The 25,176-nt window shown below is 63.5% G+C and carries 26 protein-coding genes; 8 read left to right on the top strand and 18 right to left on the bottom strand.

All coding sequences use genetic code 11. The annotated features are described in order from the left end of the window. Positions 1-32: 32 nt before the first annotated feature. From FJ988_RS13080 to ccmA, 12 genes are all read right to left on the bottom strand, one after another. Positions 33-3,020 (bottom strand): 2-oxoglutarate dehydrogenase E1 component, encoded by a 2,988-nt coding sequence (locus tag FJ988_RS13080; RefSeq protein WP_140818211.1) that lies wholly within the window; start codon positions 3,018-3,020, stop codon positions 33-35. A gap of 125 nt (positions 3,021-3,145) precedes the next feature. Then, positions 3,146-4,048, bottom strand: coding sequence for a succinate--CoA ligase subunit alpha (sucD, locus tag FJ988_RS13075; protein WP_095820284.1), 903 nt, complete (start codon positions 4,046-4,048; stop codon positions 3,146-3,148). Positions 4,049-4,062: 14 nt separating this feature from the next. After that, complete coding sequence (locus tag FJ988_RS13070) at positions 4,063-4,482, bottom strand: PIN domain-containing protein (protein WP_140818209.1); 420 nt, start codon at positions 4,480-4,482, stop codon at positions 4,063-4,065. Then, positions 4,472-4,702 (bottom strand): hypothetical protein, encoded by a 231-nt coding sequence (locus tag FJ988_RS13065; RefSeq protein ID WP_140818207.1) that lies wholly within the window; start codon positions 4,700-4,702, stop codon positions 4,472-4,474. The genes FJ988_RS13070 and FJ988_RS13065 overlap by 11 nt, the downstream gene beginning before the upstream one ends. A gap of 119 nt (positions 4,703-4,821) precedes the next feature. Continuing rightward, positions 4,822-5,319: a DUF1579 family protein gene (locus FJ988_RS13060; RefSeq protein WP_140818205.1), complete on the bottom strand. Its 498-nt coding sequence runs from the start codon at positions 5,317-5,319 to the stop codon at positions 4,822-4,824. 3 nt (positions 5,320-5,322) lie between these two features. After that, positions 5,323-5,694: a cupin domain-containing protein gene (locus tag FJ988_RS13055; protein WP_140818203.1), complete on the bottom strand. Its 372-nt coding sequence runs from the start codon at positions 5,692-5,694 to the stop codon at positions 5,323-5,325. Between the two features lie 4 nt (positions 5,695-5,698). Next, a complete protein-coding gene (sucC, locus tag FJ988_RS13050) occupies positions 5,699-6,892 on the bottom strand; it encodes an ADP-forming succinate--CoA ligase subunit beta (RefSeq protein ID WP_140818201.1) in 1,194 nt (397 codons plus the stop codon). Between the two features lie 40 nt (positions 6,893-6,932). Next, the gene (gene mdh, locus FJ988_RS13045) at positions 6,933-7,901 is read right to left on the bottom strand and encodes a malate dehydrogenase (protein WP_140818199.1); all 969 of its coding nucleotides are present in this window, start codon (positions 7,899-7,901) and stop codon (positions 6,933-6,935) included. 322 nt (positions 7,902-8,223) lie between these two features. Beyond that, positions 8,224-8,799 carry a DsbE family thiol:disulfide interchange protein gene (locus FJ988_RS13040; RefSeq protein WP_140818197.1) on the bottom strand — a complete coding sequence of 192 codons (576 nt, stop codon included), beginning with the start codon at positions 8,797-8,799 and terminating at the stop codon, positions 8,224-8,226. After that, the gene (gene ccmD, locus FJ988_RS13035; protein ID WP_140818195.1) at positions 8,796-8,969 is read right to left on the bottom strand and encodes a heme exporter protein CcmD; all 174 of its coding nucleotides are present in this window, start codon (positions 8,967-8,969) and stop codon (positions 8,796-8,798) included. Before ccmD ends, FJ988_RS13040 begins: the two co-directional genes overlap by 4 nt. A 99-nt stretch (positions 8,970-9,068) precedes the next feature. Next, the gene (gene ccmB, locus FJ988_RS13030) at positions 9,069-9,734 is read right to left on the bottom strand and encodes a heme exporter protein CcmB (RefSeq protein WP_140818193.1); all 666 of its coding nucleotides are present in this window, start codon (positions 9,732-9,734) and stop codon (positions 9,069-9,071) included. Positions 9,735-9,945: 211 nt separating this feature from the next. After that, on the bottom strand, positions 9,946-10,557 hold the full coding sequence (gene ccmA, locus FJ988_RS13020; RefSeq protein ID WP_140818470.1) for a heme ABC exporter ATP-binding protein CcmA: 612 nt from the start codon (positions 10,555-10,557) through the stop codon (positions 9,946-9,948). Between the two features lie 285 nt (positions 10,558-10,842). Between ccmA and acnA the strand changes: the two genes are divergently transcribed. Further along, entirely contained in the window at positions 10,843-13,533 is a 2,691-nt protein-coding gene (gene acnA, locus FJ988_RS13015) for an aconitate hydratase AcnA (protein ID WP_140818191.1), read from the top strand. Between the two features lie 63 nt (positions 13,534-13,596). Here the strand turns inward: acnA and FJ988_RS13010 are convergent, their stop codons facing one another. Beyond that, positions 13,597-14,271 (bottom strand): ceramidase domain-containing protein, encoded by a 675-nt coding sequence (locus FJ988_RS13010; RefSeq protein WP_140818189.1) that lies wholly within the window; start codon positions 14,269-14,271, stop codon positions 13,597-13,599. A 184-nt stretch (positions 14,272-14,455) separates the two neighbouring features. Between FJ988_RS13010 and FJ988_RS13005 the strand changes: the two genes are divergently transcribed. Both FJ988_RS13005 and FJ988_RS13000 read left to right on the top strand, forming a co-directional pair. Continuing rightward, on the top strand, positions 14,456-15,238 hold the full coding sequence (locus FJ988_RS13005) for a thioredoxin family protein (RefSeq protein WP_140818187.1): 783 nt from the start codon (positions 14,456-14,458) through the stop codon (positions 15,236-15,238). A gap of 634 nt (positions 15,239-15,872) precedes the next feature. Further along, positions 15,873-16,259, top strand: a complete 387-nt coding sequence (locus tag FJ988_RS13000; protein ID WP_140818185.1) for a DUF2794 domain-containing protein — start codon at positions 15,873-15,875, stop codon at positions 16,257-16,259. A gap of 104 nt (positions 16,260-16,363) precedes the next feature. On the opposite strand, the gene FJ988_RS12995 is transcribed toward FJ988_RS13000, so the two are convergent. The 4 genes from FJ988_RS12995 to FJ988_RS12980 all read right to left on the bottom strand — a co-directional run bounded on the left by FJ988_RS12995 (position 16,364) and on the right by FJ988_RS12980 (position 21,272). Next, a complete protein-coding gene (locus tag FJ988_RS12995) occupies positions 16,364-16,936 on the bottom strand; it encodes a GNAT family N-acetyltransferase (protein WP_140818183.1) in 573 nt (190 codons plus the stop codon). A gap of 114 nt (positions 16,937-17,050) precedes the next feature. Continuing rightward, positions 17,051-17,791, bottom strand: coding sequence for a Bax inhibitor-1/YccA family protein (locus FJ988_RS12990; RefSeq protein WP_140818181.1), 741 nt, complete (start codon positions 17,789-17,791; stop codon positions 17,051-17,053). Between the two features lie 242 nt (positions 17,792-18,033). Further along, positions 18,034-20,574 (bottom strand): ABC transporter permease, encoded by a 2,541-nt coding sequence (locus tag FJ988_RS12985; RefSeq protein ID WP_140818179.1) that lies wholly within the window; start codon positions 20,572-20,574, stop codon positions 18,034-18,036. Beyond that, positions 20,574-21,272, bottom strand: coding sequence for an ABC transporter ATP-binding protein (locus tag FJ988_RS12980; protein ID WP_140818177.1), 699 nt, complete (start codon positions 21,270-21,272; stop codon positions 20,574-20,576). The genes FJ988_RS12985 and FJ988_RS12980 overlap by 1 nt, the downstream gene beginning before the upstream one ends. An 81-nt stretch (positions 21,273-21,353) precedes the next feature. Here FJ988_RS12980 and FJ988_RS12975 point away from each other — a divergent pair, with 81 nt between their 5' ends. Beyond that, the gene (locus FJ988_RS12975; RefSeq protein WP_140818175.1) at positions 21,354-21,998 is read left to right on the top strand and encodes an arylesterase; all 645 of its coding nucleotides are present in this window, start codon (positions 21,354-21,356) and stop codon (positions 21,996-21,998) included. Between the two features lie 130 nt (positions 21,999-22,128). Further along, positions 22,129-22,722: an RNA 2',3'-cyclic phosphodiesterase gene (gene thpR / locus FJ988_RS12970; protein ID WP_140818173.1), complete on the top strand. Its 594-nt coding sequence runs from the start codon at positions 22,129-22,131 to the stop codon at positions 22,720-22,722. Here the strand turns inward: thpR and FJ988_RS12965 are convergent. Further along, a complete protein-coding gene (locus FJ988_RS12965) occupies positions 22,629-23,144 on the bottom strand; it encodes a low molecular weight protein-tyrosine-phosphatase (RefSeq protein ID WP_140818171.1) in 516 nt (171 codons plus the stop codon). The genes thpR and FJ988_RS12965 overlap by 94 nt on opposite strands. Positions 23,145-23,248: 104 nt before the next feature. On the opposite strand from FJ988_RS12965, the gene FJ988_RS12960 reads away from it, so the two are divergent. From FJ988_RS12960 to FJ988_RS12950, 3 genes are all read left to right on the top strand, one after another. Beyond that, positions 23,249-23,542, top strand: coding sequence for a 4a-hydroxytetrahydrobiopterin dehydratase (locus FJ988_RS12960; protein WP_140818169.1), 294 nt, complete (start codon positions 23,249-23,251; stop codon positions 23,540-23,542). Positions 23,543-23,930: 388 nt separating this feature from the next. Beyond that, on the top strand, positions 23,931-24,293 hold the full coding sequence (locus FJ988_RS12955) for a YkvA family protein (protein WP_140818167.1): 363 nt from the start codon (positions 23,931-23,933) through the stop codon (positions 24,291-24,293). 368 nt (positions 24,294-24,661) lie between these two features. Further along, a complete protein-coding gene (locus FJ988_RS12950) occupies positions 24,662-25,168 on the top strand; it encodes an invasion associated locus B family protein (protein WP_140818165.1) in 507 nt (168 codons plus the stop codon). Positions 25,169-25,176: the final 8 nt, after the last annotated feature.

Here is a 25,176-nt window from a genome sequence, read left to right as displayed (position 1 = left end):
GTGCCTGTCCGTTCTTGTCTTCTTGAGGTCTGTTATTCGCCCAGCGCGTCATCGAGCAACGCGGCGAGCTGGCTGAGATGCTTCGACATCAGACCGGTCGCCGGCGAGGCCGAGGCCGGCCGTCCCGTGTAGCGCACCCGCTGATGCTTGGCGTCGATATGCGCCAGCACCCATTCGAGATAGGGGTCGATGAACGACCAGGCGCCCATGTTCTTGGGCTCCTCCTGGCACCACACCATCTCGGCATTGCGGAAGCGTGACAGTTCGGTGATCAGCGCCTTGGCAGGGAACGGATAGAGCTGCTCGACGCGCAAAAGGTAGATGTCGTTGATGCCGCGCTTCTCGCGCTCCTCGTAGAGGTCGTAATAAACCTTGCCCGAGCACAGCACGACGCGGCGGATCTTCGAATCCTTCACCAGCTTGATCGGCTGGTTCGGGAGAAGTTGCGCGTCGTCCCACAGCAAGCGGTGGAACGAGCTTTCGCCCGCCATTTCCGACAGCATCGACACCGCCCGTTTGTGGCGCAGCAGCGACTTCGGCGTCATCAGGATCAGCGGCTTGCGGAAGTCGCGCTTCAACTGCCGGCGCAGGATGTGGAAATAGTTGGCCGGCGTCGTGACGTTGGCGACCTGCATATTGTCTTCGGCGCAAAGCTGCAGGAACCGCTCCAGCCGCGCCGAGGAATGCTCCGGACCCTGGCCTTCATAGCCATGCGGCAACAGGCAGACGAGGCCCGACATCCTGAGCCACTTGCGCTCGCCCGACGAGATGAACTGGTCGAACACCACCTGGGCGCCGTTGGCGAAGTCGCCGAACTGCGCTTCCCACAAGGTTAGAGCCTTCGGTTCGGCCAGGCTGTAGCCATATTCGAAGCCCAGCACCGCCTCTTCCGAGAGCATCGAGTTGATGACTTCATAGCCGGCCTGCGCGGCCGACAGATTGTTGAGCGGGATGTAGCGGGTCTCGTCGTTCTGGTCGTAGAGCACGGAGTGGCGCTGCGAGAAGGTGCCGCGCTCCGAATCCTGGCCGGAAAGCCGGATCGGATTGCCGTCGAGCAGGATGGCGCCGAAGGCCAGCGCCTCGGCCGTCGACCAGTCGATGCCTTCGCCGGAATCGATCGCCTGGCGGCGGTTCTCGAGGAAGCGCAGGATCGTCTTGTGGGCGTCGAAGTCCTTCGGCACCTCGGTCAGCTTCTTGCCGATCTCCTTCAACGTGCGCACCGGCACGGCAGTCTTGCCGCGGCGCTGTTCGTCCTGGTTGTCGGCGGTGCGCAGGCCAGACCACGCGCCATCCAGCCAGTCGGCCTTGTTCGGCTTGTAGTGCTGGCCGACTTCCCACTCGGCTTCCAGATGGGCGCGCCAGTCAGCCCGCATCTTGTCGACCTCGGCCTGGGTGATGTGGCCCTCGGCGATCAAGCGGTCGGCATAGACCTGCACCACCGTCTTATGGGTGCGGATGTTGCGGTACATGATCGGCTGGGTGAAGGACGGCTCGTCGCCCTCATTGTGGCCGAAGCGGCGGTAGCAGAACATGTCGACCACCACCGGCTTGTGGAACTTCATGCGGAACTCGGTCGCCACCTTCGCCGCATGCACCACCGCTTCCGGATCGTCGCCGTTCACATGGAAGATCGGCGCCTCGATCATCTTGGCCACATCCGACGGATAGGGCGAGGAGCGCGAGAAACGTGGATTGGTGGTGAAGCCGATCTGGTTGTTGATGATGACATGCAGCGTGCCGGCGACGCGATGGCCGCGCAGGCCGGACAGGCCGAGGATTTCGGCGATCACGCCCTGGCCGGCGAATGCCGCGTCGCCATGGAGCAGCAACGGCATCACCTTGGCGCGCTCCGACAGCGGCACCACCTCGCCGCGCTCGCGGCCGGCGAACTGGTCCTGTTTGGCGCGCGCCTTGCCCATCACGACGGGATCGACGATTTCCAGATGCGAGGGGTTGGCGGTCAGCGACAGATGCACCTTGTTGCCGTCGAACTCGCGGTCCGAAGAGGCGCCGAGATGGTATTTCACGTCGCCAGAGCCTTCGACCTCGTCGGGTGCGGCCGAGCCGCCCTTGAACTCGTGGAAGATGGCGCGGTGCGGCTTGGCCATCACCTGCGAAAGCACGTTGAGGCGGCCGCGATGCGCCATGCCGAGCACGATCTCCTTCAGGCCGAGCTGGCCGCCGCGCTTGACGATCTGCTCCAGCGCCGGGATCAGCGACTCGCCGCCGTCGAGGCCGAAGCGCTTGGTGCCCTTGTACTTGACGTCGATATATTGCTCGAAGCCCTCGGCCTCGACCAGCTTCGACAGGATCGCCTTCTTGCCGGCGGCGGTGAAGGTGATCTCCTTGTCGGCGCCTTCGATGCGCGCCTGGATCCAGGCCTTTTCCTCCGGGTCGGAGATGTGCATGAACTCGACGCCGAGCGTCGAGCAGTAGGTACGGGTCAGGATCTCCAACATCTGCCGGATGGTGCCGAATTCCAGCCCCAGCACATTGTCAAGGAAGATCGGCCGGTCGTAGTCGGCTTCGGTGAAGCCGTAATTCTCCGGCGACAGCTCATTATAGTCCTCGATCGGGTTGGCGATGCCGAGCGGATCGAGATTGGCGTGCAGATGGCCGCGCATGCGGTAGGCGCGGATCATCATGATGGCGCGCACCGAATCGCGCGTCGCCTGGTGCACGTCGGCATCGGAAAGTGCTGCGCCGTTGACGACCGCCTTTTCCTTGACCTTCTTTTCGATCGTCCTTTCGACTAGGCCCCAATTGCCGTCGAGCGCCGACACCAGCTCGCCATTGGCCGAAAGCGGCCAGGAGGGCTTCGCCCATGAGGCGCCCTTGGCGTTCTTGCGCACGTCGCCGGCATCGTCCTTCAGCGCCGCGAAGAAATCCTGCCACTCCGGATCGACCGAGGCCGGATTGTCCTCATAGGCGGCGTAGAGCGCGTCGATGTAATCGGCATTGCCGCCATAGAGGAACGAGGTGAGCGAGAATTGGTCGTTGGCCTGATCTTGTCTTGCCATTTTTGTCCGCGGAGCCTGGCTCCGTCTCCTGTTTGGAGGGGAGTAGGGGTATAAGGCAGTAGGGGAGTAGGGCTTTTTGCCGCTGACTTTTCCCTACTCCCCTATTCCCTTACTCCCCTACTCCCTTAACCCTTGATCGCCTCGACCAGCGTCGTGCCGAGACGCGCCGGCGATGGCGAAACCTTGATCCCGGCCGATTCCATGGCCGCGATCTTGTCTTCCGCGCCGCCCTTGCCGCCCGAGATCACCGCGCCCGCATGGCCCATGGTGCGTCCGGCCGGCGCGGTGCGCCCGGCGATGAAGCCCGCCATCGGTTTCTTGCGGCCGCGCTTGGCTTCGTCCTTGAGGAACTGCGCGGCGTCCTCCTCGGCCGAGCCGCCGATCTCGCCGATCATGATGATCGACTTGGTCTCGTCGTCGGCGAGGAACATCTCCAAGACGTCGATGAACTCGGTGCCCTTGACCGGGTCGCCGCCGATACCCACTGCCGTGGTCTGGCCGAGGCCGACATTGGTGGTCTGGAAGACTGCCTCATAGGTAAGTGTTCCCGAGCGCGAAACAACGCCGACCGAACCCTTGCGGAAGATGTTTCCGGGCATGATGCCGATCTTGCATTCGTCGGGCGTCAGCACGCCCGGGCAGTTCGGTCCGATCAGCCGCGAGGTCGAGCGGTCGAGCCGCGCCTTGACCTTGACCATGTCCATCACCGGGATGCCTTCGGTGATGCAGACGATGAGCGGTATCTCGGCCTCGATCGCCTCGATGATGGCTTCGCCGGCGCCCGCCGGCGGCACATAGATGACGGAGGCATTGGCGCCGGTCTTTGCCTTGCCCTCTGCGACGGTTGCGAAGATCGGCAGGCTCTCGCCCTTCGAGCCGGTCCAGGTCTCGCCGCCCTTCTTGGGATGGATACCGCCCACCATCTTGGTGCCGTGATAGGCCAGCGCCTGCTCGGTATGGAACGTGCCGGTCTTGCCGGTCAGGCCCTGCACCAGCACCTTGGTATTCTTGTCGACGAGAATGGACATTTTTAGCGACCCGATCAGTGAGTACGGAAGGGATTGATGGCGACTACGGAACCGTAAGCCTGCCCGTGGTTGAGGTCTTCGGTGTAAAGTCTCTTGACGCCGAGGCGCTCGGCGGCGGCGATGATTGCGCCGTCCCAATAGGAAATCTGGTAGCGCTGCGCGTTCTCGATGCCGCGCATGACGACCGCACTGTCCAGATCCTGGCAGGGCTTCATCGAGATCGCGGCGACCCACTCGGCGGCTTTCGCCGGCGGCAACACGACGTCCGCCCTCTTGGTCACATTCACGTAGAATTCCTGCAGAACCTGGGCGGAGGTCGAGTAGTCCTCTTTCTCGATCAACGCGACGGCGCGCTCATACTTGGCACGCTCGGATTTGTGTCCGATGGCGGCGTAGACGAGGACATTGGTGTCGAGGAAGCATTCAGCGATCATAGAGCGCTTCCCGGTTCCATTGCTTGCCGCCCATATCTCCGGCCGCCTCACGGGCGAGCCGCAGCAGCGCTTCGCGCGCCTCGTCCTTGGCGCGCCGCTTCGCGGCCACCGCCTCAAAGAACTCTCGCACCATGCCATTGACGGTCGTTCGCTGTTCAGCGGCCGCCAGTTTGACCTGCTCGAGGATGCCTTCCTCTACGGCCAGGGTGATGTTCTTCATGTCTTTTCTCCTGCGAAATCCACACAGTATATGTGTAACTGTGTCGTTGTCGCAAGTTTCTCGCCTGTCTGTTCGGACCCATCAGAGAAAAGGAAAATCTTGCCGGCGGTCTCCATCGTTCAGCCTTCCTTCGTCTCGGAAGGCGGGACACGCCGATAGACGCCGCGCACCATGTCTTGCCAGGCATCGCTGCCCGCGGGCCTGAACTGAAGTTTCATGCGGTATGTGTCGGCGCCGTCGAAAACATAGGTCACGCGGGCGGCGCCGCGCTGCGACGAACGCTCAAGCATAAGCTCGTCGCCGTTCCATGTGCCCGTGGCCGGCGACATCGGCACGAACCCCATCGAATCGAACTGGTGCATGGTGACCAGGCCGTTCTGCTGGTCGAAGCCGAACACATTATGCGCGCCGAACGAGATCGTGCCGTCGCGGCGCTGGCGATAGCGCTGCATCACGAACAGCCCCCCGAATTGCGCCTCGGCGAGAACCTCCGCTGTCGCCGTGCCGGCATCGGTCCATTGCGTTGCCGCCACCTCTTCCTCGCCGCGCCACGCGCCGACCAGCGCCTGCAGGCGCTGGTGGCCGGTCGAGAGTGAGGAGAAAGGCGCCGCGTTCATGTCTCAGAGCCGCTTCAGATCGGTGACGGTGAGATCGCTCGTGGCATTGCCGGTGTTCAAGGTCGTCGCCGGTTCGAACATCAGCACCACGGGCTCCGAGGTCAGCGAGCGCGGCCGGTGTTCGACACCGCGCGGCACGACGATGAAATCGCCCTCGCCGAGCTCGACCGGCCCGTCGCGGAAATCGATGGCGATCCTGCCTCGCAACACGAGGAAGGCCTCGTCCTCATGCTCATGCGCGTGCCAGTCGAAGATCTCGCCGAACTTGGCGACCTTGGCCTGGCTGTCATTGACGTCGCCGGCGATATGCGGATCGAAGACCTTGGCGATCTTCGCGTCCGCAGCTTCGACCAAATTTATCTTGCGGGGAGGCATCCGCTCAGCCCTTCACCGCCTTGACGATCTTCTTGGCCGCATCATCCAGATCGTCGGCCGACACGACGTTCAAGCCGCTGTCGTTGATGATCTTCTTGCCGAGCTCGGCATTGGTGCCTTCGAGCCGCACCACCAGCGGCACTTTCAGGCCCACTTCCTTGACCGCGGCGATCACGCCCTCGGCGATGACATCGCACTTCATGATGCCGCCGAAGATGTTGATCAGGATGCCCTCGACCGCCGGGTCCTTGGTGATGATCTTGAACGCCGCAGTGACCTTCTCCTTCGACGCGCCGCCGCCGACATCGAGGAAGTTGGCGGGCTCGGCGCCATAGAGCTTGATGATGTCCATCGTCGCCATGGCAAGGCCGGCGCCGTTGACCATGCAGCCGATATTGCCGTCGAGCGCGACATAGGCGAGGTCGTATTTCGACGCTTCGATTTCCTTCTCGTCCTCTTCGGTGGTGTCGCGCAGTTCCATCACATCGGGATGGCGGAACAGCGCGTTGTTGTCGAACGACACTTTCGCGTCGAGCACGCGCAGATGGCCGTCCTTCATGACGATCAGCGGGTTGACCTCGAGCAGGCTCATGTCCTTCTCGACGAAGGCCTTGTAGAGGATCGGAAACAGCGTGCCGCCGTCCTTGGCGGCATCGCCGTCGAGCTTCAGCGCGGCGTTGAGCTTCTTCACGTCGTCCGCCGTCACGCCCTTTTCCGGGTCGATGGCGACCGTGACGATCTTTTCCGGCGTGTCATGCGCGACCGTTTCGATATCCATGCCGCCCTCGGTCGAGACGACGAAGGCGATGCGGCCAACCGAGCGGTCGACCAGGATCGACAGATAGAGCTCGCGGGCGATGTCGGCGCCGTCCTCGATATAGAGGCGGTTGACCTGCTTGCCGGCCGGACCGGTCTGCTTGGTCACCAGCGTGTGGCCGAGCATCTCGTTGGTGTTGGCGACCACTTCGGCCGCCGACTTCGCCAGCCGCACGCCGCCCTTGGCATCGGCGGGCAGCTCCTTGAACTTGCCCTTGCCGCGGCCGCCGGCATGGATCTGGCTCTTCACCACATAAAGCGGGCCGGGCAGCGCCTTGGCAGCGGCTTCCGCCTCGCTTGCCTTGAACACGGGAACGCCGCTTGCCACCGGCGCGCCGAATGTCTTCAGCAGCGCCTTGGCCTGATATTCATGGATGTTCATACGCTTGGTCTCCGGAGAGGGCGATTACTTGCCGGCCAGATTACTTGCCTGCCAGATGGGGGGCGATCTTGGTGCAGGCCTCGGTCAGGCCCTGAACGGCCGCCACCGAATTGTCGAACATCTTCTGCTCGGCCTTCGACAGGTCGATCTCGATGACGCGCTCGACGCCGCCGGCGCCGATCACCACCGGAACGCCGACATAAGTGCCCTTGACGCCATACTGTCCGGAGAGATGCGCAGCACATGGCAGCACGCGCTTCTTATCCTTGAGGTAGGATTCGGCCATGGCGATCGCCGAGGCCGCCGGCGCGTAATAGGCCGAGCCGGTCTTGAGCAGCCCGACGATCTCGGCGCCGCCGTCACGGGTGCGCTGCACGATCTGGTCGAGCTTCTCCTTCGAAGTCCAGCCCATCTTGACGAGGTCGGGCAGCGGAATGCCGGCAACCGTCGAATAGCGGATCATCGGCACCATCGAGTCGCCGTGGCCGCCGAGCACGAAGGCGGTGACGTCCTCGACCGAGACCTTGAATTCCTCCGCCAGGAAATAGCGGAAGCGGGCGCTGTCCAGCACGCCGGCCATGCCGACGACATGGCTGGACGGCAGGCCGGAGAACTTCTGCAGCGCCCAGACCATGGCGTCGAGCGGGTTGGTGATGCAGATGACAAAGGCTTTCGGCGCGTACTTCTTGAGGCCGGCGCCGACCTGTTCCATGACCTTGAGGTTGATGCCGAGCAGATCGTCGCGGCTCATGCCTGGCTTGCGCGGCACGCCGGCGGTGACGATGCACACATCCGCGCCCTCGATGCCGGCATAGTCGTTGACGCCGGTCAGCCGGGAATCGAAGCCGTCGACCGGCGAAGACTGCGCGATGTCGAGGCCCTTGCCCTGCGGAATGCCCTCGGCGATATCGAACAGCACCACGTCGCCGAGATCCTTGAGACCGATCATATGGGCGAGCGTGCCGCCGATCATGCCCGAGCCGATGAGCGCTATCTTGTTGCGTGCCATGTGAGGATGTTTTCCCTTTGACTGTGACGAGGCCGTGACGGGGCCGGGGAGGCCGAAAGCATGCGGGAAACCGCGAGATTTAGCCGCACGGCATAGACCCGGCCGTTGTAAAATTCAAACGATTATTTCGAGCCTAGCATTTTCAATCGGTTAGATGCTTTGGGAATTACGTAAACGTTAAAATTCGTGAGCCGACTGAGGAGAATTTACACATTCAACGTCGAAATCAGGAGGCTTCTTCCCGGCAATGACGGCCTTGTGATGCGGTTGGCCCCCCAAGGCGTCGAGACGCCGCCATTCGCAGGCCGGCCTCACATGAATATCAGCGCGCCGCCAATGCCTTTTCGATCTGCGGCAGCAGAAGCTCCCGTGCCGAGTCCGGCGTCAGCGGGCCCACATGTTTGTAGGCGATCTTGCCGTCCTTGCCGATGACGAAGGTTTCCGGCACGCCATAGACGCCCCAGTCTATCGCCGTGCGCCCGGCCGGATCGACGCCGATCGCCTGGAACGGATTGCCGAGATCGCCGAGGAAGCGGCGGGCGTTTTCAGGCTGATCCTTGTAGTTCAGCGCGACCAACGCGAAGCGCTTGTCCTGCGACAGTCCAAGCAGCACAGGATGCTCCTCGCGGCACGGCGCGCACCAGGACGCAAAGACATTGACCAGCGTCACCTTGCCGATGAAGTTTTTGGAATCGAGCCCCGGCAGGTTTGCCCCTTCTAGCGGCGGCAGATTGGTCTGCGGCGCCGGCAGGCCGATCAGCGCCGAAGGGATTTCCGAGGCGTCGTGGCCTGACAGAAGCTGCGACAGGAACAGCCCGGCCAGCCCCAGAAACACCAGCAGCGGCAAAAGCACGAACAAGCGGCGACGCGGCGCCGGCGCTTCGGTCTCGCTGCTCACGACTTCGTCGCCCCGGCCTTGTCGGAACGCCGACGCACGCCGGCCGCCTCGAGCGCAGCCAGTTCGCGCTTGCGGGCCCGCTGGTCGAGCAGGATCCAGCCGATCAGCCCGGCCAGCACGATCGCCGTGATGGCATAGGCGGCGGTGACGAAAAGGGCGTGTGCGCTCATTTCCAGATCAGGGGCCTCCAGCGCGTATCTCTTAACCGCGGCGGCTTTTCACCGCAATGAACCGCCTCTGCGGCAGATTTGCGATCCTGAGCGGCTACATCAATCCGTCCCGTGCCGCAGCGCCAGTGCCGCGGCGATCGGCCCGACCACCGCAAGAAACAAGGTCAGCGCGGCAAGAATGAGGAAAGGCTGCAGAAACGGCGCCGGATCGGCCACCGCGCCGTAGCTTGCCGAGACGCCGAAGATCAGCACCGGGATGGTCAAAGGCAGCACCAGCACCGAGATCAATAGCCCGCCGCGCGGCAGCGCCACCGCAACCGCAGCGCCTGCGGCGCCGATGAAGGTAATTGCCGGCGTGCCGACAAGCAGAGTGAGCGCCGTGGCGCCGATGCCCAGCGGCTCCATGTTCATGAACAGGCCGAGCAGGGGTGCCGCGATCACCAGCGGCAGCACGCTGCCGGTCCAATGCGCCAGGCATTTCGTCAGCACCGTCAGCGCCAGCATGTGGCGGTCGTTGTTCAGGACAAGAAGGTCGAGCGAGCCGTCTTCGCGGTCGGCCTGGAACAGCCGGTCGAGCCCGAGCAGGCAGGCGAGCAGGGCGGCGATCCAGAGAATTGCCGGGCCGATGCGCGACAGAAGGTTGAGGTCCGGGCCGACGCCGAAAGGGATGGTGACGATGACGGCAAGGAAGAAGATGACGCCGATCAGCGCCCCGCCGCCGGCGCGGATGGAAAGGCGGATATCGCGCATGAAGAGGGACCACATTACGTCGTGATCCCCTTGCAAGGTTTGCGTTCCTTCGCGCCCCCCTCTGTCCTGCCGGACATCTCCCCCACGAGGGGGGAGATTAGCAACTCGAGCGCCCCGCCCGTCTTGTCAACGTTGGCAATTGGCGAAAGCCGCGGCAAGGGCTGATCTCCCCCCTTGTGGGGGAGATGCCCGGCAGGGCAGAGGGGGGCGCCGTAGAGCACCGACATCAAAGACCTACCGTCTTCATTTGGAGCTCGCGCGCCCCCTCGATCCCCAGCGGCAGATGCGTCGCCGCCACCACGATCCCTCCACCCTGCAGATGCCCTCGCATCAACCCCGCAAACCTTTCCTCCGAAGCCTTGTCCAGCCCTGCCGTCGGCTCGTCCAGCAGCCACACCGGTTGCCGGCTGACCAAAAGCTTCGCGATCGACGCCCGCCGCCTTTGCCCGGTGGAGAGATAACCGAACGGCAAATGCCCGAGCCCGCCCAGGCCGACCGTCTCCAGCGCCTCTTCCACGCCCAGCCCCGGCTCGCCCTGGAACGCACGCCAGAATCCGAGATTCTCCTCGACGCTGAGCGCCGGCTTCATCGCGTTGAGATGACCGAGATAATGCGCGGCCGCCGCGACGGTCGGAAAGGCCTCGCCACCGCCTTCGACCCGCACATGGCCTTGCGCCACCGGCAGCAGCCCGGCGACCACACGCAGCAGCGTCGACTTGCCGGTGCCGTTCGGCCCGGTGACGATGAGCGCCTCGCCCTTCTCAAGCGCAAAGCCAATGCCGGAAAACACCGTCTCGCCGCCGCGCTCGCCGCCCAGATTTTCGGCGATCAGCCGCATGCCTGCCCGTCCCCGAAAGCCCTGTTTGGCGGTCACCGCCGCATCGCACAAATTTGCCGTCCGACTGTCTAGAACTATTCCAGGAAATTCTCTATATGCGGTTCATCCGTGCCAGCGGTCGGCGCGGGAACAGAATATGCGCCGAACCAGCGCACGCGCCGCCTTGAACGGCTCGGGTTGCTTGGGAGCGGACAGCGGAAATGGCCGTACCCGCACCTTTGCGCGTGATTGCATGCCATCGGCGTCCGTTCCCTTTCAGGCTGAACAGACAAGGACGGATCGCACGTGTCTAAATCCCTCGACAGTTTCAATTGCCGCCGCACCCTGACCGTGGGTGGCGCGGACTATGTCTATTACAATCTCGTCGAGGCCGAGAAGAACGGCCTCACCGGCATTGCCCAGCTGCCCTATTCGATGAAGGTGCTGCTGGAAAACCTTTTGCGCAATGAAGACGGTCGCTCCGTCACCAAGGAATCGATCCAGGCGGTCGCCGGCTGGCTGACCGACAAGGGCACCGCCGGCGTCGAGATCGCCTATCGCCCGGCACGCGTGCTGATGCAGGATTTCACCGGCGTTCCGGCCGTGGTGGATCTGGCCGCCATGCGCGACGGCATCAAGGCGCTGGGCGGCGATCCGGAAAAGATCAACCCGCTGGTGCCGGTCGACCTCGTCATCGACCACTCCGTCATCGTCGACGAATTCGGCACGCCGATGGCCTTCGCCCGCAATGTCGAGCTCGAATATGAGCGCAACGAGGAGCGCTACAAATTCCTGAAATGGGGCCAGCAGGCCTTCCGCAACTTCCGCGTCGTGCCGCCCGGCACCGGCATCTGCCACCAGGTCAACCTTGAATATCTCGGACAGGTGGTGTGGACGAACAGCGAGGACGGCGAAACAACCGCCTATCCCGACACCTGCGTCGGCACCGATTCGCACACCACCATGATCAACGGCCTTGGCGTGCTCGGCTGGGGCGTCGGCGGCATCGAGGCCGAGGCCGCGATGCTCGGCCAGCCGGTCTCCATGCTTCTGCCCGAGGTCATCGGCTTCCGCCTCACCGGCAAGCTGAAGGAAGGCGTCACCGCCACCGATCTCGTGCTCACCGTCACCCAGATGCTGCGCAAGAAGGGCGTCGTCGGCAAGTTCGTCGAGTTCTTCGGCCCCGGCCTCTCCAACATGACGCTGGCCGACCGCGCCACCATCGGCAACATGGCGCCGGAATATGGCGCCACCTGCGGCTTCTTCCCGGTCGATTCGGAAACCATCCGCTATCTCACCATGTCCGGCCGCGAGGAAAGCCGCATCGCCCTGGTCGAGGCCTATTCCAAGGCGCAGGGCATGTGGCGCGACGCCGGCTCGGCCGATCCGGTCTTCACCGACTTGCTCGAACTCGACCTCGGCGACGTCGTGCCGTCGATGGCCGGCCCGAAGCGCCCCGAGGGCCGCGTCGCCCTGGAAGGCATCCCCGCCGGCTTCGCCAAGGCGATGGAGACCGAATACAAAAAGGCCGCCGAAATCTCGAAGCGCTATGCCGTCGAAGGCACTGGACACGATCTCGGCCATGGCGACGTCGTCATCGCGGCCATCACGTCCTGCACCAATACCTCGAACCCGAGCGTGCTGATCGGGGCCGGGCTGCTTGCCCGCAACGCCAATCGCGTCGGCCTGAAGCAGAAGCCCTGGGTGAAGACCTCGCTCGCCCCCGGCAGCCAGGTGGTCGCCGAATATCTCGAAAAATCCGGGCTGCAGAAGGAACTCGACCAGATCGGCTTCAACCTGGTCGGCTTCGGCTGCACCACCTGCATCGGCAATTCCGGTCCGCTGCCGGCGCCGATCTCCAAGACGATCAACGACAAGGGTTTGATCGCCGCCGCGGTCCTGTCCGGCAACCGCAACTTCGAAGGCCGCGTCTCGCCCGACGTGCAGGCCAACTACCTCGCCTCGCCGCCGCTGGTCGTTGCCCATGCGCTGGCCGGCACGGTGACCAAGGACCTGACCACCGAGCCGCTCGGCGAGGGCAGCGACGGCAAGCCGGTCTATCTGAAGGACATCTGGCCGAGCACGGCCGAGATCCAGGAGTTCATCGAGAAGAACGTCACGCGCGAGCTGTTCGCCCGCAAATATGCCGACGTCTTCAAGGGCGACGAGTACTGGCAGAAGGTCAAGGCGCCGGCGGGCCAGACCTATGCCTGGGACGATCACTCGACCTATGTGCAGAACCCGCCCTATTTCACCGGCATGGGCCGCTCCTTCGGCAAGGTCGGCGACATCAAGGGCGCGCGTGTGCTCGGCCTGTTCGGCGACAAGATCACCACCGACCACATCTCGCCGGCGGGCTCGATCAAGGCCGCTTCTCCGGCCGGCAAATACCTCACCGACCATGGCGTCGGCGTCGCCGACTTCAACCAGTATGGCACGCGGCGCGGCAACCACGAGGTGATGATGCGCGGCACCTTCGCCAACATCCGCATCCGCAACCACATGCTGGGCGAAAACGGCCGCGAGGGCGGTTACACGATCCACTATCCCTCGAAGGAGGAGATGTCGATCTACGACGCCGCGATGGAATACAAGAAGGAAGGCGTGCCGCTGGTCATCTTCGCCGGCGTCGAATACGGCAACGGCTCCTCGCGCGACTGGGCAGCCAAGGGCACCAACCTGCTCGGCGTCCGCGCCGTCATCGCCCAGTCCTTCGAGCGCATCCACCGCTCCAACCTGGTCGGCATGGGCGTCATCCCCTTCGTCTTCGAGGACGGCACCTCATGGGCCTCGCTGAACCTCAAGGGCGACGAGTTGGTCGAGATCGACGGGCTGGACGCCATCAAGCCGCGCCAGAAGATGGTCGCCAAGGTGACCTACGGCGACGGCACGGTGAAGAACCTGCCGATCATCTGCCGCATCGATACGCTGGACGAGCTCGACTACTTCAAGAACGGCGGCATCTTGCAGTATGTGCTGCGCGATTTGGCTGCTTAGGATGGGGAGTAGTGAGTAGGAATTAGTGAGTAGGGAAAAAGAAACTTCCCTACTCACTACCTACTACTCACTCCTTACCTTAGGCGCCCCGAATCGCGCCGTCGCCGCCAGCAGCACCGCAAGCATGAGCGCGTTGAAGACGTGCCACAGGAAATGCGTACCGAGCGGGAAGCTGGCGCAGACCAGCGGGTCGATCATGCGGCAGATGACCGAGACAACGAAGATTGCCGATCCCGTCAGATTATACCAGCCGGCGCGGTTGCCGCTGGCCGCAACCCATACCCCGAAAAACGCCAGCGCCAGGAACGGCGGCAGATAACCGGTGGTGCCGTTCGAAGCCTGGCGCAGCCAGTCCGGCACGGCAAAGGTGATCAGCCCCGCGACCACGTAGAAGGCGACGAAGACGGCGATCGCCTTGCCCCAGCCCATGCCGAGGAAGCGCCGCAGGTTGAACAGCGTATAGGCCAGCGTGAAGCCTGCGATCGGCAGGATATCGGCCCAGATCGTGACCTTGTTGGCGAAGGTATGGAACAGGGTCGAGCCGATGCCGATCGCCACCACCCACCATGCCAGAACCTCCGCGAATGTGCCGGCCCGGTGCCGCCGGACCTGCGACACGCCCCACAGTCCGGCGGCAATGAAAGCCAAGTTGGTCAAAGCATTAGCCGGCTCCGCCCAAAGTCCTGGACCGGTGCGTTCGCAGTAGAGATCGACTGGTGTCAGGAGAGTTTGCCACATGGTTAGGATGCCTCCGCCGAATCGAACCGTGCCGTGAAGTGCAACGCCCTCTCTATTGCCGCCTTACCTGCGGTTGCAACGGCAAAGTTTCACCGCAACGTGACTTCCCGTTGACAGGCGCTTCTGCCACATATTTTACCAATGAGAACAAGGCCGGCACCACCCGGCGTGAATTGGAAAAGTCATGGGATCTCGAGGACCATTGCGGCTTGCGGCATTTGCGCTGGTCCTTTCCGCATTTGCCGGAACGGCCCTGGCCGCCGAAACCGAAAAGCCTCCGACGGAGAAGCTCGAAAAGCCCTTGGGGGTAGTCGAGCTTTTCACCAGCCAAGGCTGCAGTTCCTGTCCGCCTGCCGATGAGTTCTTCGCCGAGCTCGCCGGCAAGGACGATATCATCGCGCTCGCTTACCATGTCAATTACTGGGATTACCTTGGCTGGCAGGATACGTTGAGCACCAAGGAAAACACCGAGCGGCAATATGACTATATGCGCGCCTTCAACAGCCGCTCGGTCTACACGCCGCAAGCCGTCATCAACGGCCGCAATCATGTCAACGGCGCCAACCGCAAGGAGGTCGACGGCACGCTCGCCCGGCTCGACCGTACAGGCGAGGGCATGCGCGTTGGCATCAAGGTAAGCCGCACCAGCGACCGCGTCATGATCGACGCCGGCGATGCCGGCAACGGGCCGAGCGACGCGCATGTGGTGATCGTCTATTTCGACCCGCCGCAGACGGTCGAGATCGGCCAGGGCGAGAACAGCGGCCGCCGCCTGACCTATTGGAACGCCGTCTCCGACATCCAGATCGCCGGCATGTGGAGCGGCAAGGCGCAGCGCTACGAATTGCCAATGACCGAGATTTCGAAGAAGGGCGGCTGCGCCGTGCTGTTGCAGTCCGTCGGCAAGGACGGCGTCCCGGGACCTATTCTCGGCGCTGCCTTCATCCGCAAGCCTGAGCGGCTTTGACGCTCCTTTTCCTTCTCCCCCTGTGGGGTGAGCGGCCGCTTCGCGAGGCGAATTCATTGTGCCAGTGGCGCAATGAAAGGCCGGAGAACGACATGGATAAAAACAAGGACCTAAGGCGCGTCGCCTGAATCCGTTTCTGCGCGATGGCGCTTTTAGGGGTGTTCCGGCTTGGCAACAGCTCGAAATCGCCGCCGCCTCATTCCTTCCAACACCCCTCATCAACCGAGTCTCGCTCGGCCACCTTTCGAGAGAAGGAAAATAAAAAACCGGCGTCAGCTTGCTTCTGACGCCGGTCATTTAGGTTTTGGGATCGTCGCACCTGATTTTCCAAGGAAAACCGAGGTTGGTTCGATCCGACGCTGACCCGTGGGCGGGGGGCTTGGGGTTTACGAGCCGGTGCCGGACCGAACCGTCTCAGGCAACGCCGGTAAACTCGTCGGACATTGGGGCATGAGCGCGGATTATTTGTGGCGAGATTGTGGCAAAGCATCACCAATTCCAACACGCGTATTGCAAACGTGACTGGACGTTTGTGAAATAGCGCGACCATCGGCGCTTGCTTCGCCGGGCCTTGCAATTCGACTGCGAAAGCGCGAACCTTGGCCGGCGCATGATTCAATCGAAGGATCGCGGCATGACCGAATACGGCGGCGGGACGGAGGATGGGGAAGCATCCGGAATACTGATCCCGTTGCATGAGGCGCGCAACGCACGCCTCGAACAGCCGGTGCGATTCGACCGGCGCGAGCTCGACCAGATCCTGAGGCTTTACGGGCGCATGGTGGCGGCCAACGAATGGCGCGACTATGCCATCGACCATCTCACTGATCGCGCTGTCTTTTCCGTCTTTCGGCGGGCCAGCGAAGTGCCGCTGTTCCAGATCGTCAAGGACCCCAAGCTGGCGCGCCGCCAAGGCGCCTTCGCCGTCATCGCCGCCGGCGGCCGAATCCTCAAGCGCGGCCAGGAACTCGGCCGCGTGCTTGGGGTGTTCGACGCGAAGCTGAAGGTGGTTGAGGCCTGAAGGGGAACTGGAGAATTGGAGAATTGAAGAACTGAGCGTCTGATACGGCGCTATTTTTCTCCAGTTCTCCAGTTCTTCAATTCTCCAGTTCCTCTTTCAATTCCTCAGTTCCCTGCCCCACGAAACCGCCGCTCCGGCAGCGAATCAGGGTCGGGCGGCAACGCCGCGCCGCCATTCAGCGACAATTGCATGAACACCGTGTCCAGCCAGCGCCCGTGCTTGTAGCCGGAGCCTTCCAGCCGGCCTGAATGGCGAAAGCCGAGTTTTTCGTGCAGCCGCACCGAGGCGCTGTCGGCATGGCCGTCGCCGATCACCGCGATGATCTGGCGAAAACCGGCCGCCCGCGCCGTCTCGATCAGCGCCTGCATCAGCAGCGAGCCGACGCCTTGGCCCTTGGCCTCGGGCGCGACATAGACCGAATCCTCGATGACGAATCGGTAGGCGGGGCGCGGCCGGAACGGCCCGGCGTAGGCATAGCCAAGCACCACGCCGTCCTTTTCCGCCGCCAGATAGGGAAAGCCGCCCGCCACCAGGCTGTCGAATCGATTGCCCATTTCGGCGCGGCTGGGCGGTTCGAGCTCGTAGCTTGCTGTGCCGTGTGTGACCGCGTCGGCATAGATGTCGGTGATTCGGTCGAGGTCGGCCGCAGTCGCGGCCCTGACGGAAATACTGCTCATAATTTGTGCAACAATCTTTTCTGCCTCGATTACAGCAAGGGTCGTCACAAAAGAAAAGGGCGGCCATTGGGCCGCCCTTCGCGAAATCTGTGGTCCAGCTCTGATTGGACTACCTTAACGGCGCTGGCCCATGAACTGCAGCAGGAACATGAACAGGTTGATGAAGTCGAGATAGAGCCTCAACGCGCCCATGATCGCCTTGCGGCCGGCGGTATCCATGGCATCGCCCTCGAAATACATCTCCTTGATCTTCTGCGTATCGTAGGCGGTCAGGCCGGCGAAGATCAGCACGCCGATCGCCGAGATGGCGAAGGCCAAAGCCGGCGACCCCAGGAAGATGTTTATCAGCGAGGCGATGATCAAGCCGATCAGGCCCATGATCAGGAACGAGCCGACCGCAGTCAGATCACGCCGCGTCGTGTAGCCGTAGAGCGACAGACCGCCGAAGGCAGCGGCTGTCGCAAAGAAGGTCTGGGTGATGCTGGTGCCGGTATAGATCAGGAAGATCGTCGACAGCGACAGGCCGACAAGGCCGGCATAGACCCAGAACGTCGTCTGCGCCGCGGCCACACTCATCGATTGGATCCTGAACGACAGGAACATCACGGCGGCGAGCGGAGCGAAGATGACGACCCAGCGGAACGCGCTGGCATAGATCAGCTGGCCGAAGGCGGTCAGTTGGCCGTCGCCGGTGACGGCGAGTTGGAATGCGCCCCAGGCGGCAAGGCCGGTGATCAACAGGCCAAGCCCCATGAGGTTATAGACTTTGATCATATAGGCCCGCAGGCCCTGATCGATATCGACGCGCGCGCCGGAGGCGGCGCCCGTCTGGTAGTTGCGAATGGGATCAGCCATTGGAAATCCTCTGTTGCTTCTGCCCCGTCCGGTGACAGGTCTTTGGGGTTATCCCATAAGACCGGGCGCCGCTGTGCGGGACTCCAGCATGCCTGCGGCGAAATATGATGGTTCTTGGCGTCAAGAACAAGACGGTAACAGGGTGTAACGCCTTGTGAGACTCCAAAAAAGGCCGGTTTCCGGCCCTTCCCGGCGCATTCTTACAAAGATTTAACCGGACGGGCGGCTCGAACCCATGCGTGTCACAGGTTGCGCAGCACCGGCGCCGCCTTGTGGCCGAGCACCCGCCAGGTGCCGGCCAGACCGATGCCGACGGTCACCGCCAGCGAGACCAGGATCGTCACCACTGCCACTTCCGGCATGAAGTGCGAGGGCAGCGTCATGATATGCGCCACGACGAACCAGGCCGCCACACCTCCCGCCGCGAGCGCGAACAGCGCGGTGGCGAGGCCGATCAGCATATACTCTAAGGAGAAGGCGGCAATCAGCGTGCGCCGCGTCGCGCCCAGCGTCTTCAGCACCACCGCGTCATGGATGCGCGCCCGGTTGCCGGCGGCCAAGGCGCCGGAAAGCACCAGCACAGAGGCGATCAATGCCACGCCGGCAGCTGTGCGGATCGCCGTGCCGAGCTGCGCCACCAGCCGGTTGACGATGTCGAGCGCATCCTTGACCCGCACCGTCGTCACCGCCGGAAAGGCGCGGGTGACGGCGTTGAGCAGCCTTGCGTCGTCGGCTGTGGTGGCACCCTTGTCCGTCAGCGTCGCCAGCCAGCCATGCGGCGCCCCGGCAAAGGTGTTGGGCGAGAAGACCATGACGAAATTGATGCCCATGGTTTCCCACTGCACCTGGCGGAAATTGGCGATCTTCGCGGTGACGTTGCGACCCAGCACGTTGACGGTGACGGTGTCGCCAAGCTTCAATCCGATCGCCTTGCCTTCCTCGGCCGAGAAGGACACCAGCGGCTCGCCGGCATAGTTCTCCGGCCACCAGGCACCTTCGGTCAGCGTCGCATTCTCCGGTTGCTTGGCGTCATAGGTCAGGCCGCGGTCGCCGCGCAGCACCCAGGCGCCGTCGGCGGGGATCGGCAGCTTGGCGACATCGACGCCGTTGAGCGCCATGATGCGGCCGCGCAGCATCGGCACCTTGACCAGCGTTCCGTTTGGCGACTCCTTGCCGACCAGACTGGCGAAGGCATCGACATCGCCGCTCTGTATATCGACGAAGAAGAAGTTCGGCGCCCGCTCCGGCAGGCTGCCCGAGATCTGGCGCCGCAGATTCCCGTCGATCAGCGCCAGCGTCACCAACAGCGTCAGGCCGAGCCCAAGCGACAGCACGACCGACGGCGTCAGCGCGCCGGGGCGGTGGATGTTGCCGAGCGCCAAGCGCAGCGGTACCGAGCGCACACGCGGGCTCTTTCTGGCCGCCCACTGCACCAGGAGCGCCACCAGCCGCAGCACAAGGAAGGCAAAGACGGTGGCGCCGACAAAGATCGAGGCGATGCGGTGGTCGTTGGACGAAAGGATCGCAAGCCCCGCCAGCACGACGACGATCGCCAGCGCAGCACCCGCATAAGGCAGGCGCGGCAGGCCGCGGCTCTCGAATCCCATTTCGCGGAACAGCGCGGTGGCCGGCACGTCGCGGGCACGGCCGAGCGGCAACAGCGCGAAGGCGAGCGTCACCAGGAGACCGAATAGCGCGGCCATGGCGAGCGCGCCGGGATAAAAGCCGCCTTCGGCCGGCACCGGGATGACCGACTGCAGCAGCGCACTGGCCACGAAGGGCATCGCGGCGCCGAGGATCAGCCCGAGCACGATGCCCAGCCCGGCGATCAAAAGGATCTGCACCAGATAGACGGTGAAGACGAAGCCGCCGGAAGCGCCCAGGCTCTTGAAGGTGGCGATGACGCCGCGCTTGCCGTCGAGATAGGCGCGCACGGCGTTCGCCACGCCGACGCCGCCGACCACCAGCGCCGTCAGCCCGACCAGAGTCAGGAACTGCGAGAAACGCTCGATGTTGGCGGAGAGTGCGGGTGCTGCATTGCCGCGCGCGCGGACCGACCAGCCGGCCTGCGGAAAGTCCTTGGACGCCTGGTCCTGGACCTCCTTGATCCGCGCCTCGGACGTGCCGTCGGGCAGGCGCACCTTATAGGCGTTCTCGACCAGGCTGCCGGGCTGCACCAGGCCGGACGCGGCAAGCCCCTCGCGCGAGATCATTAGCCGCGGCGCGAAGCCGAAACCGTCGGAAACCGCATCCGGTTCGCTGACCAGCCTGGCGCGCAACTCGAAGGTGGCGCTGCCGAGCTTCAGCCTGTCGCCGATACGAAGATTGAGGCGGTCGAACAACAGATCGGGCGCCGCGGCGCCGAACACGCCGGATTTTTCGCCGAACAATTGCGCTTTCGGGAGTTGCGGATCGGTTTCGAGCCTTCCGTAAAGCGGGTAGGCGTCGTCGACCGCCTTGGCCTCCACCAGAGCCTGGTCGGACCCGTCCTCCAACCGCGCCATCGAACGCATGCCGGAATTGAGCGAGACCGTGCCGAGGCTTTTCATGAAGCCGAGCTCGGCCTCGGACGCGCTTCGCTGGTTGATCTGGAAGCGCAAATCGCCGCCGAGCAGGGTCTGGCCCTGATTGGCGACGCCGGCGGTGATCGCCTGCGCCACCGAATTGACGCCGCCGATCGCCGCGACGCCGAGCGCGATGCAGGCGAGGAAGATCAGGAAGCCGGACAGGCCGCCGCGCATCTCGCGCAGCGAGAAGCGGATGGCAAGCTTCAATGTCCGCATCAGGCCGGCACCTTCACCGGTTTCGGCGCATCCTCGATCCGCCCCGAGCGCATCGAAACCTGGCGGGCGCAGCGCGCGGCGAGTGCCGGATCATGTGTGACCAGCACCAGCGTCATGCCGCGCTCGGCCGCCTTGGCGAACAGAAGGTCGGCGATCTGCCGGCCCGTCGCCTGGTCGAGATTGCCGGTCGGCTCGTCGGCAATGAGGATGCGCGGCGAGGGTGCAAGCGCCCTGGCGATCGCTACGCGCTGCTGCTCGCCGCCGGACAGCTCGCCCGGATAATGCGTCACACGGTCGCTCAAGCCCACCGCCGCCAGTTCCCGCGCCGCCACGCCGAACGGATCGGCATGGCCGGCAAGCTCCAGCGGTACCGCGACATTTTCGAGCGCCGTCATGTTGGGAATGAGATGGAAGGACTGGAAGACGATGCCAATGTTTCGGCCACGAAACGATGCAATCTGGTCCTCGCTTTTGCCGTTTAGCGGCTCGCCGGCGATTCGTACCGTGCCCGAATCGACCCTTTCCAAACCTGCCAGAACCATCAGCAGAGTGGACTTGCCGGAGCCCGAGGGGCCGACGATGCCGGTGGCTTGGCCGGCCGCGACGTCGAGGCTGACGCCTTTCAGCACATGGACGGAGGAAGCACCCTCGCCGAGCGTCAGCGATACATCCCTCAGCGCGATGACGGCTTCTGTCACAATGAAAGCGTCCTATATATGAAAAAAGGAGACGGGCTTAGTCTCCTCCAGGGATTGTTCCGGTCATATGGGGCTCGCCGCATGGCTTTCAAACACCGTTTTGCCGCAGCCTTCATGCTTTTTCTTGGACTTTTCGGCGCCATGTCGCCGGCGCGCGCCGAGACCTTCAGCATCGTCGGCTTCGGCGACAGCCTGATGGCGGGCTTCAGCCTCGGTCCGGGCGAAGGTTTCACCGACCGGCTGCAGGCGGCGCTCAAGGCCAAGGGCTATGATATCAGCGTCGCCAATGCCGGCGTGTCCGGCGATACCTCCAGCGGCGGGCTGGCGCGGCTCGACTGGTCGGTACCGGACGGCACCAGGCTGGTCATCCTCGAGCTCGGCGCCAACGACATGCTGCGCGGCGTTTCGCCCGACGTGCCCGGGAAGAACCTCGACGCCATGCTGGAAAAGCTGAAGCAGCGCAAGATTCCAGTGCTTCTCGCCGGCATGCGCGCCGCGCCCAATCTCGGCGATGACTACCAGGAGGCTTTCGACGCCATCTATCCGCGGCTCGCCGCGAAATACGGGGTGCCGCTCTATCCGTTCTTCCTCGACGGCGTCGCCGGGCACCCGGATCTGCAGCTGGAGGACGGCCTGCATCCCAATCCCCGTGGCGTCGACGTGATGGTCGAGCGCATCCTTCCCGTGGTCGAGAAGGCGATCGCCGACAATGGCGGCGCGTCATGAGGTGCCTCATGAGTCCGGAATGCAACGGTTTCCCTTGGGGAAACATTGTGGACAACAAACCGCTTGCCCCAGGCGGGTATCGATGATTCGCTAAGGCTGAGAGTTTCGATTCGAGGACAGGAGGCTTCACATGCCACGTCTTTTCACCGCCCTCGAAATTCCGCGTGATGCCGCTCTCTCCCTATCCCTGCTCCGGGGGGGATTGCCCGGAGCACGCTGGATCGACGTCGAAAACTACCACCTCACCTTGCGCTTCTTCGGCGATATCGAAGGCCATGTCGCCGACGAGATCGCCAATGCGCTCGATCGGGTGCATCGCCCTTCTTTCCAATTGACGCTGTCGGGCGTCGGCGCCTTCGGCGGCAAGAAGCCGCATGCGGTATGGGCCGGGGTCGCCACTTCGCCCGACCTTGTGGCGCTGCAGGGCGAAATCGACCGCATCTGCCAGCGCCTCGGCCTGCCGGCCGATGCCCGCAAGTTCTCGCCGCATGTGACGCTGGCCAGGCTGCGCAATGGAAACCCGCTCGACGTCGCGCAATATCTGTCGGCGCGTGGCAATTTCTCCGCAACGCCCTTCCGCGTCGGCCGCTTCGTCTTGATGTCGTCGCGCGATTCGGTCGGCGGCGGCCCTTACATCGTCGAGGAGGCCTGGCCGCTGGTCGGCGACACATTGGCCTCGAGCCGCTTCGCCAGCGCTTCCGACGCCTCACGGATCATGCGGTAGACAGAAGCGAAGGCCTGCCGGTCCTCGTAATAGGGGTCCGGCACGTCGCGGGCGGCGCCCGTCGTGAAATCCAGATAGAGATGGACACGCTGGCGCGCGGCCTGCGGCGCCAGCGCCTTGAGATCGCGCACATTGGCCCGGTCCATGCCGAGGATCAGGTCGAATCGCGAAAAATCCTCCTGCAGCACCTTGCGCGCCCTTTGCCCTGAAATGTCGACGCCATGCTCGGCGGCGACCGCGATCGAGCGCGGATCGGGAGCGGAGCCGACCTCCCAGCCGCTGGTCGCGGCCGAATCGAGCCTGATGTGCCCGGCCAGTCCGCGCTCGGAGAGCACGCTGTGGAATACGCCCTCAGCCAGCGGTGACCGGCAGATGTTGCCGAGGCAGACGAACAGAATGGAATTTATCGGCTTTATGCTCATTCGATATGCGCCGTTTGTGCATTTGGAACCCCAAAACCGCAAAGCAGCTGTGGGCGACTTGCACTATGGTGAGGGTCGAATTCGAGATAGCACGGGAAATCATCATGACGAGAGAAAAACTCAGCAAGGACGCCATCACCGCTGCCCTTGCCGAACTCGGCAGCTGGTCGCTGGCCACCGACGGCGCCTCGATCAAACGCAGCTTCGTCTTCAAGAATTTTTCCGAGGCCTTCGCTTTCATGACCCGCGTGGCGCTGGCCGCCGAGAAGATGGACCATCACCCCGACTGGTCGAATGTCTACAAGACCGTCGACGTGACGCTGAACACCCATGACGCCGGCGGCGTGACGGCGCTGGATATCGAGCTGGCCAAGCGGATGAACCGGTATTTCGGCTGAGGCGAGCGGCCACCTCAGCCTTCGTCATCCACGGGCGGAGCGACGCGAAGCGGAGCGCAGACCCGAGGATCCATTCCATGACCTTGGTCGAAGAATGCAGCGGCGCAGAATTCTGCACCGTGAGCGGCTCTCGAAAGTAACGGCATGGATCCTCGGGTCTGCGCGCGTCGCTTCGCTCCTTGCTCCGCCCGTGGATGACGATCGGAGGGATGGCTCGGCCAATCGCGGAACCAGGCGATTGCAACCCGGCCTACCCTCCGGTCAGCATCCCTCTCCGATTTTCCTAATCGACCAACCACTGAACTCTTGCAGCCGCCCCCTGCTTTCACCACATCTTTCGGCGGCGGACCGATGCGCAACCATGTGCACGGTCGCCAAGGAGTGACGGATGGCGCAAGGTCCCGGTTTTGATTACTTCGGCTTCGGCGACAAGCTTGCCGGCGAAGGCGAGGTGCGCGAGAAATTCTGGCGTACCGCCAAGAAGGCCGCCAGGCAGATCCCGTTCATGGACGAGGTGGTCGCCTCCTATTACTGCGCCATGGACAAGGACACGCCGCTGCGCGCCAAGGCGATCCTGCTCGGCGCCTTGGGCTATTTCGTGCTGCCGTTCGATTTCATCCCCGACTTCGTCGTCGGCCTCGGCTACACCGATGACCTTGCCGTGCTGACCGCGGCGATCACCGCCGTCAGCACCCATATCACCGCCGCCCACAGGCAGGCCGCCAGGGATGCGCTGGACGACAAGGGCTGATCGCCGCGCGGAAAAACCGCATGACGCGACCCGCGCAACCGCCTCGCGCGAAAAGACAAACTCTTGCCGTTTTCGTGGCCTCCAAGTTCGCGCCGGGACATCGCGCTGACAACCACAGGCAGCAGCGTGACAATTGCATGTCGCCCAAAAGTGCGTAGCGGTTTTGGGAAAACGACATGCAAAAGACAAGAAGGCCAAAGCACGTCGCTCGAACCCCTCGGCGTGACGTGCTTTGGGGGCGGTTTCCTGGGGTGATCTCCTTTCTTCGAGGAAAATTCACCGTTTGGTAACCCTGATTAAATCAAAATGAAGCGACGGCAGGACGCCATGCGGCCCGCCTCCGCACCATTTGGAATACGGGAAGAACGATGCGCGGATTGACAGCTCTAGTTTCCAGCCTGGCCCTGGTGGCCGCCTTCGCGGCGCCGGCGCTGGCTCAGCAGGCGACCAAGATCGGCCAGCACAATGCCTGGGGCACCTACAGCTATCAGTCGCAGGCCGGCAAGGTCTGCTACGTGCTGACCGTGCCGACCGACAAGCAGCCGCCGTCGCTCGACCATGGCGACATGTTCTTCTTCGTCAGCCAGCGTCCCGGACAGCAGGTCTCCTACGAGCCGCAGTTCATCGCGGGCTACAATTTCCAGGAAGGCTCCAAGGCCACCGTCACCATCGACAAGAAGTCGTTCTCGATGTTCACCCGCGGCAAGTCGGCCTGGGTCGAGAACGCGGCGGAAGAGCCGGTGCTGATCGCCGCCATGAAGACCGGCACCGACATGAAGGTGACGGCGAAGTCCGGCCGCGGCAATCCGACCTCCTATGTCTTCTCGCTGAAAGGCATTTCGGCCGCGCTGTCGTCGATCGCCAAGTGCAAATAACCAAAGCA

The organism is Mesorhizobium sp. CU3, from assembly GCF_006442965.1.
Lineage (GTDB): Bacteria > Pseudomonadota > Alphaproteobacteria > Rhizobiales > Rhizobiaceae > Mesorhizobium.
Note: the sequence above shows the minus strand (reverse complement) of the source record. Positions and strands in the feature narration are given on the sequence as shown.

Excerpts from the sequence above, each read along its gene's own strand:
- FJ988_RS13080 (WP_140818211.1), bottom strand. The coding sequence starts at position 3,020 with ATGGCAAGACAAGATCAGGCCAACGACCAATTCTCGCTCACCTCGTTC.
- sucD (WP_095820284.1), bottom strand. The coding sequence starts at position 4,048 with ATGTCCATTCTCGTCGACAAGAATACCAAGGTGCTGGTGCAGGGCCTG.
- FJ988_RS13070 (WP_140818209.1), bottom strand. The coding sequence starts at position 4,482 with ATGATCGCTGAATGCTTCCTCGACACCAATGTCCTCGTCTACGCCGCC.
- FJ988_RS13065 (WP_140818207.1), bottom strand. The coding sequence starts at position 4,702 with ATGAAGAACATCACCCTGGCCGTAGAGGAAGGCATCCTCGAGCAGGTC.
- FJ988_RS13060 (WP_140818205.1), bottom strand. The coding sequence starts at position 5,319 with ATGAACGCGGCGCCTTTCTCCTCACTCTCGACCGGCCACCAGCGCCTG.
- FJ988_RS13055 (WP_140818203.1), bottom strand. The coding sequence starts at position 5,694 with ATGCCTCCCCGCAAGATAAATTTGGTCGAAGCTGCGGACGCGAAGATC.
- sucC (WP_140818201.1), bottom strand. The coding sequence starts at position 6,892 with ATGAACATCCATGAATATCAGGCCAAGGCGCTGCTGAAGACATTCGGC.
- mdh (WP_140818199.1), bottom strand. The coding sequence starts at position 7,901 with ATGGCACGCAACAAGATAGCGCTCATCGGCTCGGGCATGATCGGCGGC.
- ccmD (WP_140818195.1), bottom strand. The coding sequence starts at position 8,969 with ATGAGCGCACACGCCCTTTTCGTCACCGCCGCCTATGCCATCACGGCG.
- ccmB (WP_140818193.1), bottom strand. The coding sequence starts at position 9,734 with ATGTGGTCCCTCTTCATGCGCGATATCCGCCTTTCCATCCGCGCCGGC.
- ccmA (WP_140818470.1), bottom strand. The coding sequence starts at position 10,557 with ATGCGGCTGATCGCCGAAAATCTGGGCGGCGAGCGCGGCGGCGAGACG.
- FJ988_RS13010 (WP_140818189.1), bottom strand. The coding sequence starts at position 14,271 with ATGTGGCAAACTCTCCTGACACCAGTCGATCTCTACTGCGAACGCACC.
- FJ988_RS13005 (WP_140818187.1), top strand. The coding sequence starts at position 14,456 with ATGGGATCTCGAGGACCATTGCGGCTTGCGGCATTTGCGCTGGTCCTT.
- FJ988_RS13000 (WP_140818185.1), top strand. The coding sequence starts at position 15,873 with ATGACCGAATACGGCGGCGGGACGGAGGATGGGGAAGCATCCGGAATA.
- FJ988_RS12995 (WP_140818183.1), bottom strand. The coding sequence starts at position 16,936 with ATGAGCAGTATTTCCGTCAGGGCCGCGACTGCGGCCGACCTCGACCGA.
- FJ988_RS12990 (WP_140818181.1), bottom strand. The coding sequence starts at position 17,791 with ATGGCTGATCCCATTCGCAACTACCAGACGGGCGCCGCCTCCGGCGCG.
- FJ988_RS12985 (WP_140818179.1), bottom strand. The coding sequence starts at position 20,574 with ATGCGGACATTGAAGCTTGCCATCCGCTTCTCGCTGCGCGAGATGCGC.
- FJ988_RS12975 (WP_140818175.1), top strand. The coding sequence starts at position 21,354 with ATGGCTTTCAAACACCGTTTTGCCGCAGCCTTCATGCTTTTTCTTGGA.
- thpR (WP_140818173.1), top strand. The coding sequence starts at position 22,129 with ATGCCACGTCTTTTCACCGCCCTCGAAATTCCGCGTGATGCCGCTCTC.
- FJ988_RS12965 (WP_140818171.1), bottom strand. The coding sequence starts at position 23,144 with ATGAGCATAAAGCCGATAAATTCCATTCTGTTCGTCTGCCTCGGCAAC.
- FJ988_RS12960 (WP_140818169.1), top strand. The coding sequence starts at position 23,249 with ATGACGAGAGAAAAACTCAGCAAGGACGCCATCACCGCTGCCCTTGCC.
- FJ988_RS12955 (WP_140818167.1), top strand. The coding sequence starts at position 23,931 with ATGGCGCAAGGTCCCGGTTTTGATTACTTCGGCTTCGGCGACAAGCTT.
- FJ988_RS12950 (WP_140818165.1), top strand. The coding sequence starts at position 24,662 with ATGCGCGGATTGACAGCTCTAGTTTCCAGCCTGGCCCTGGTGGCCGCC.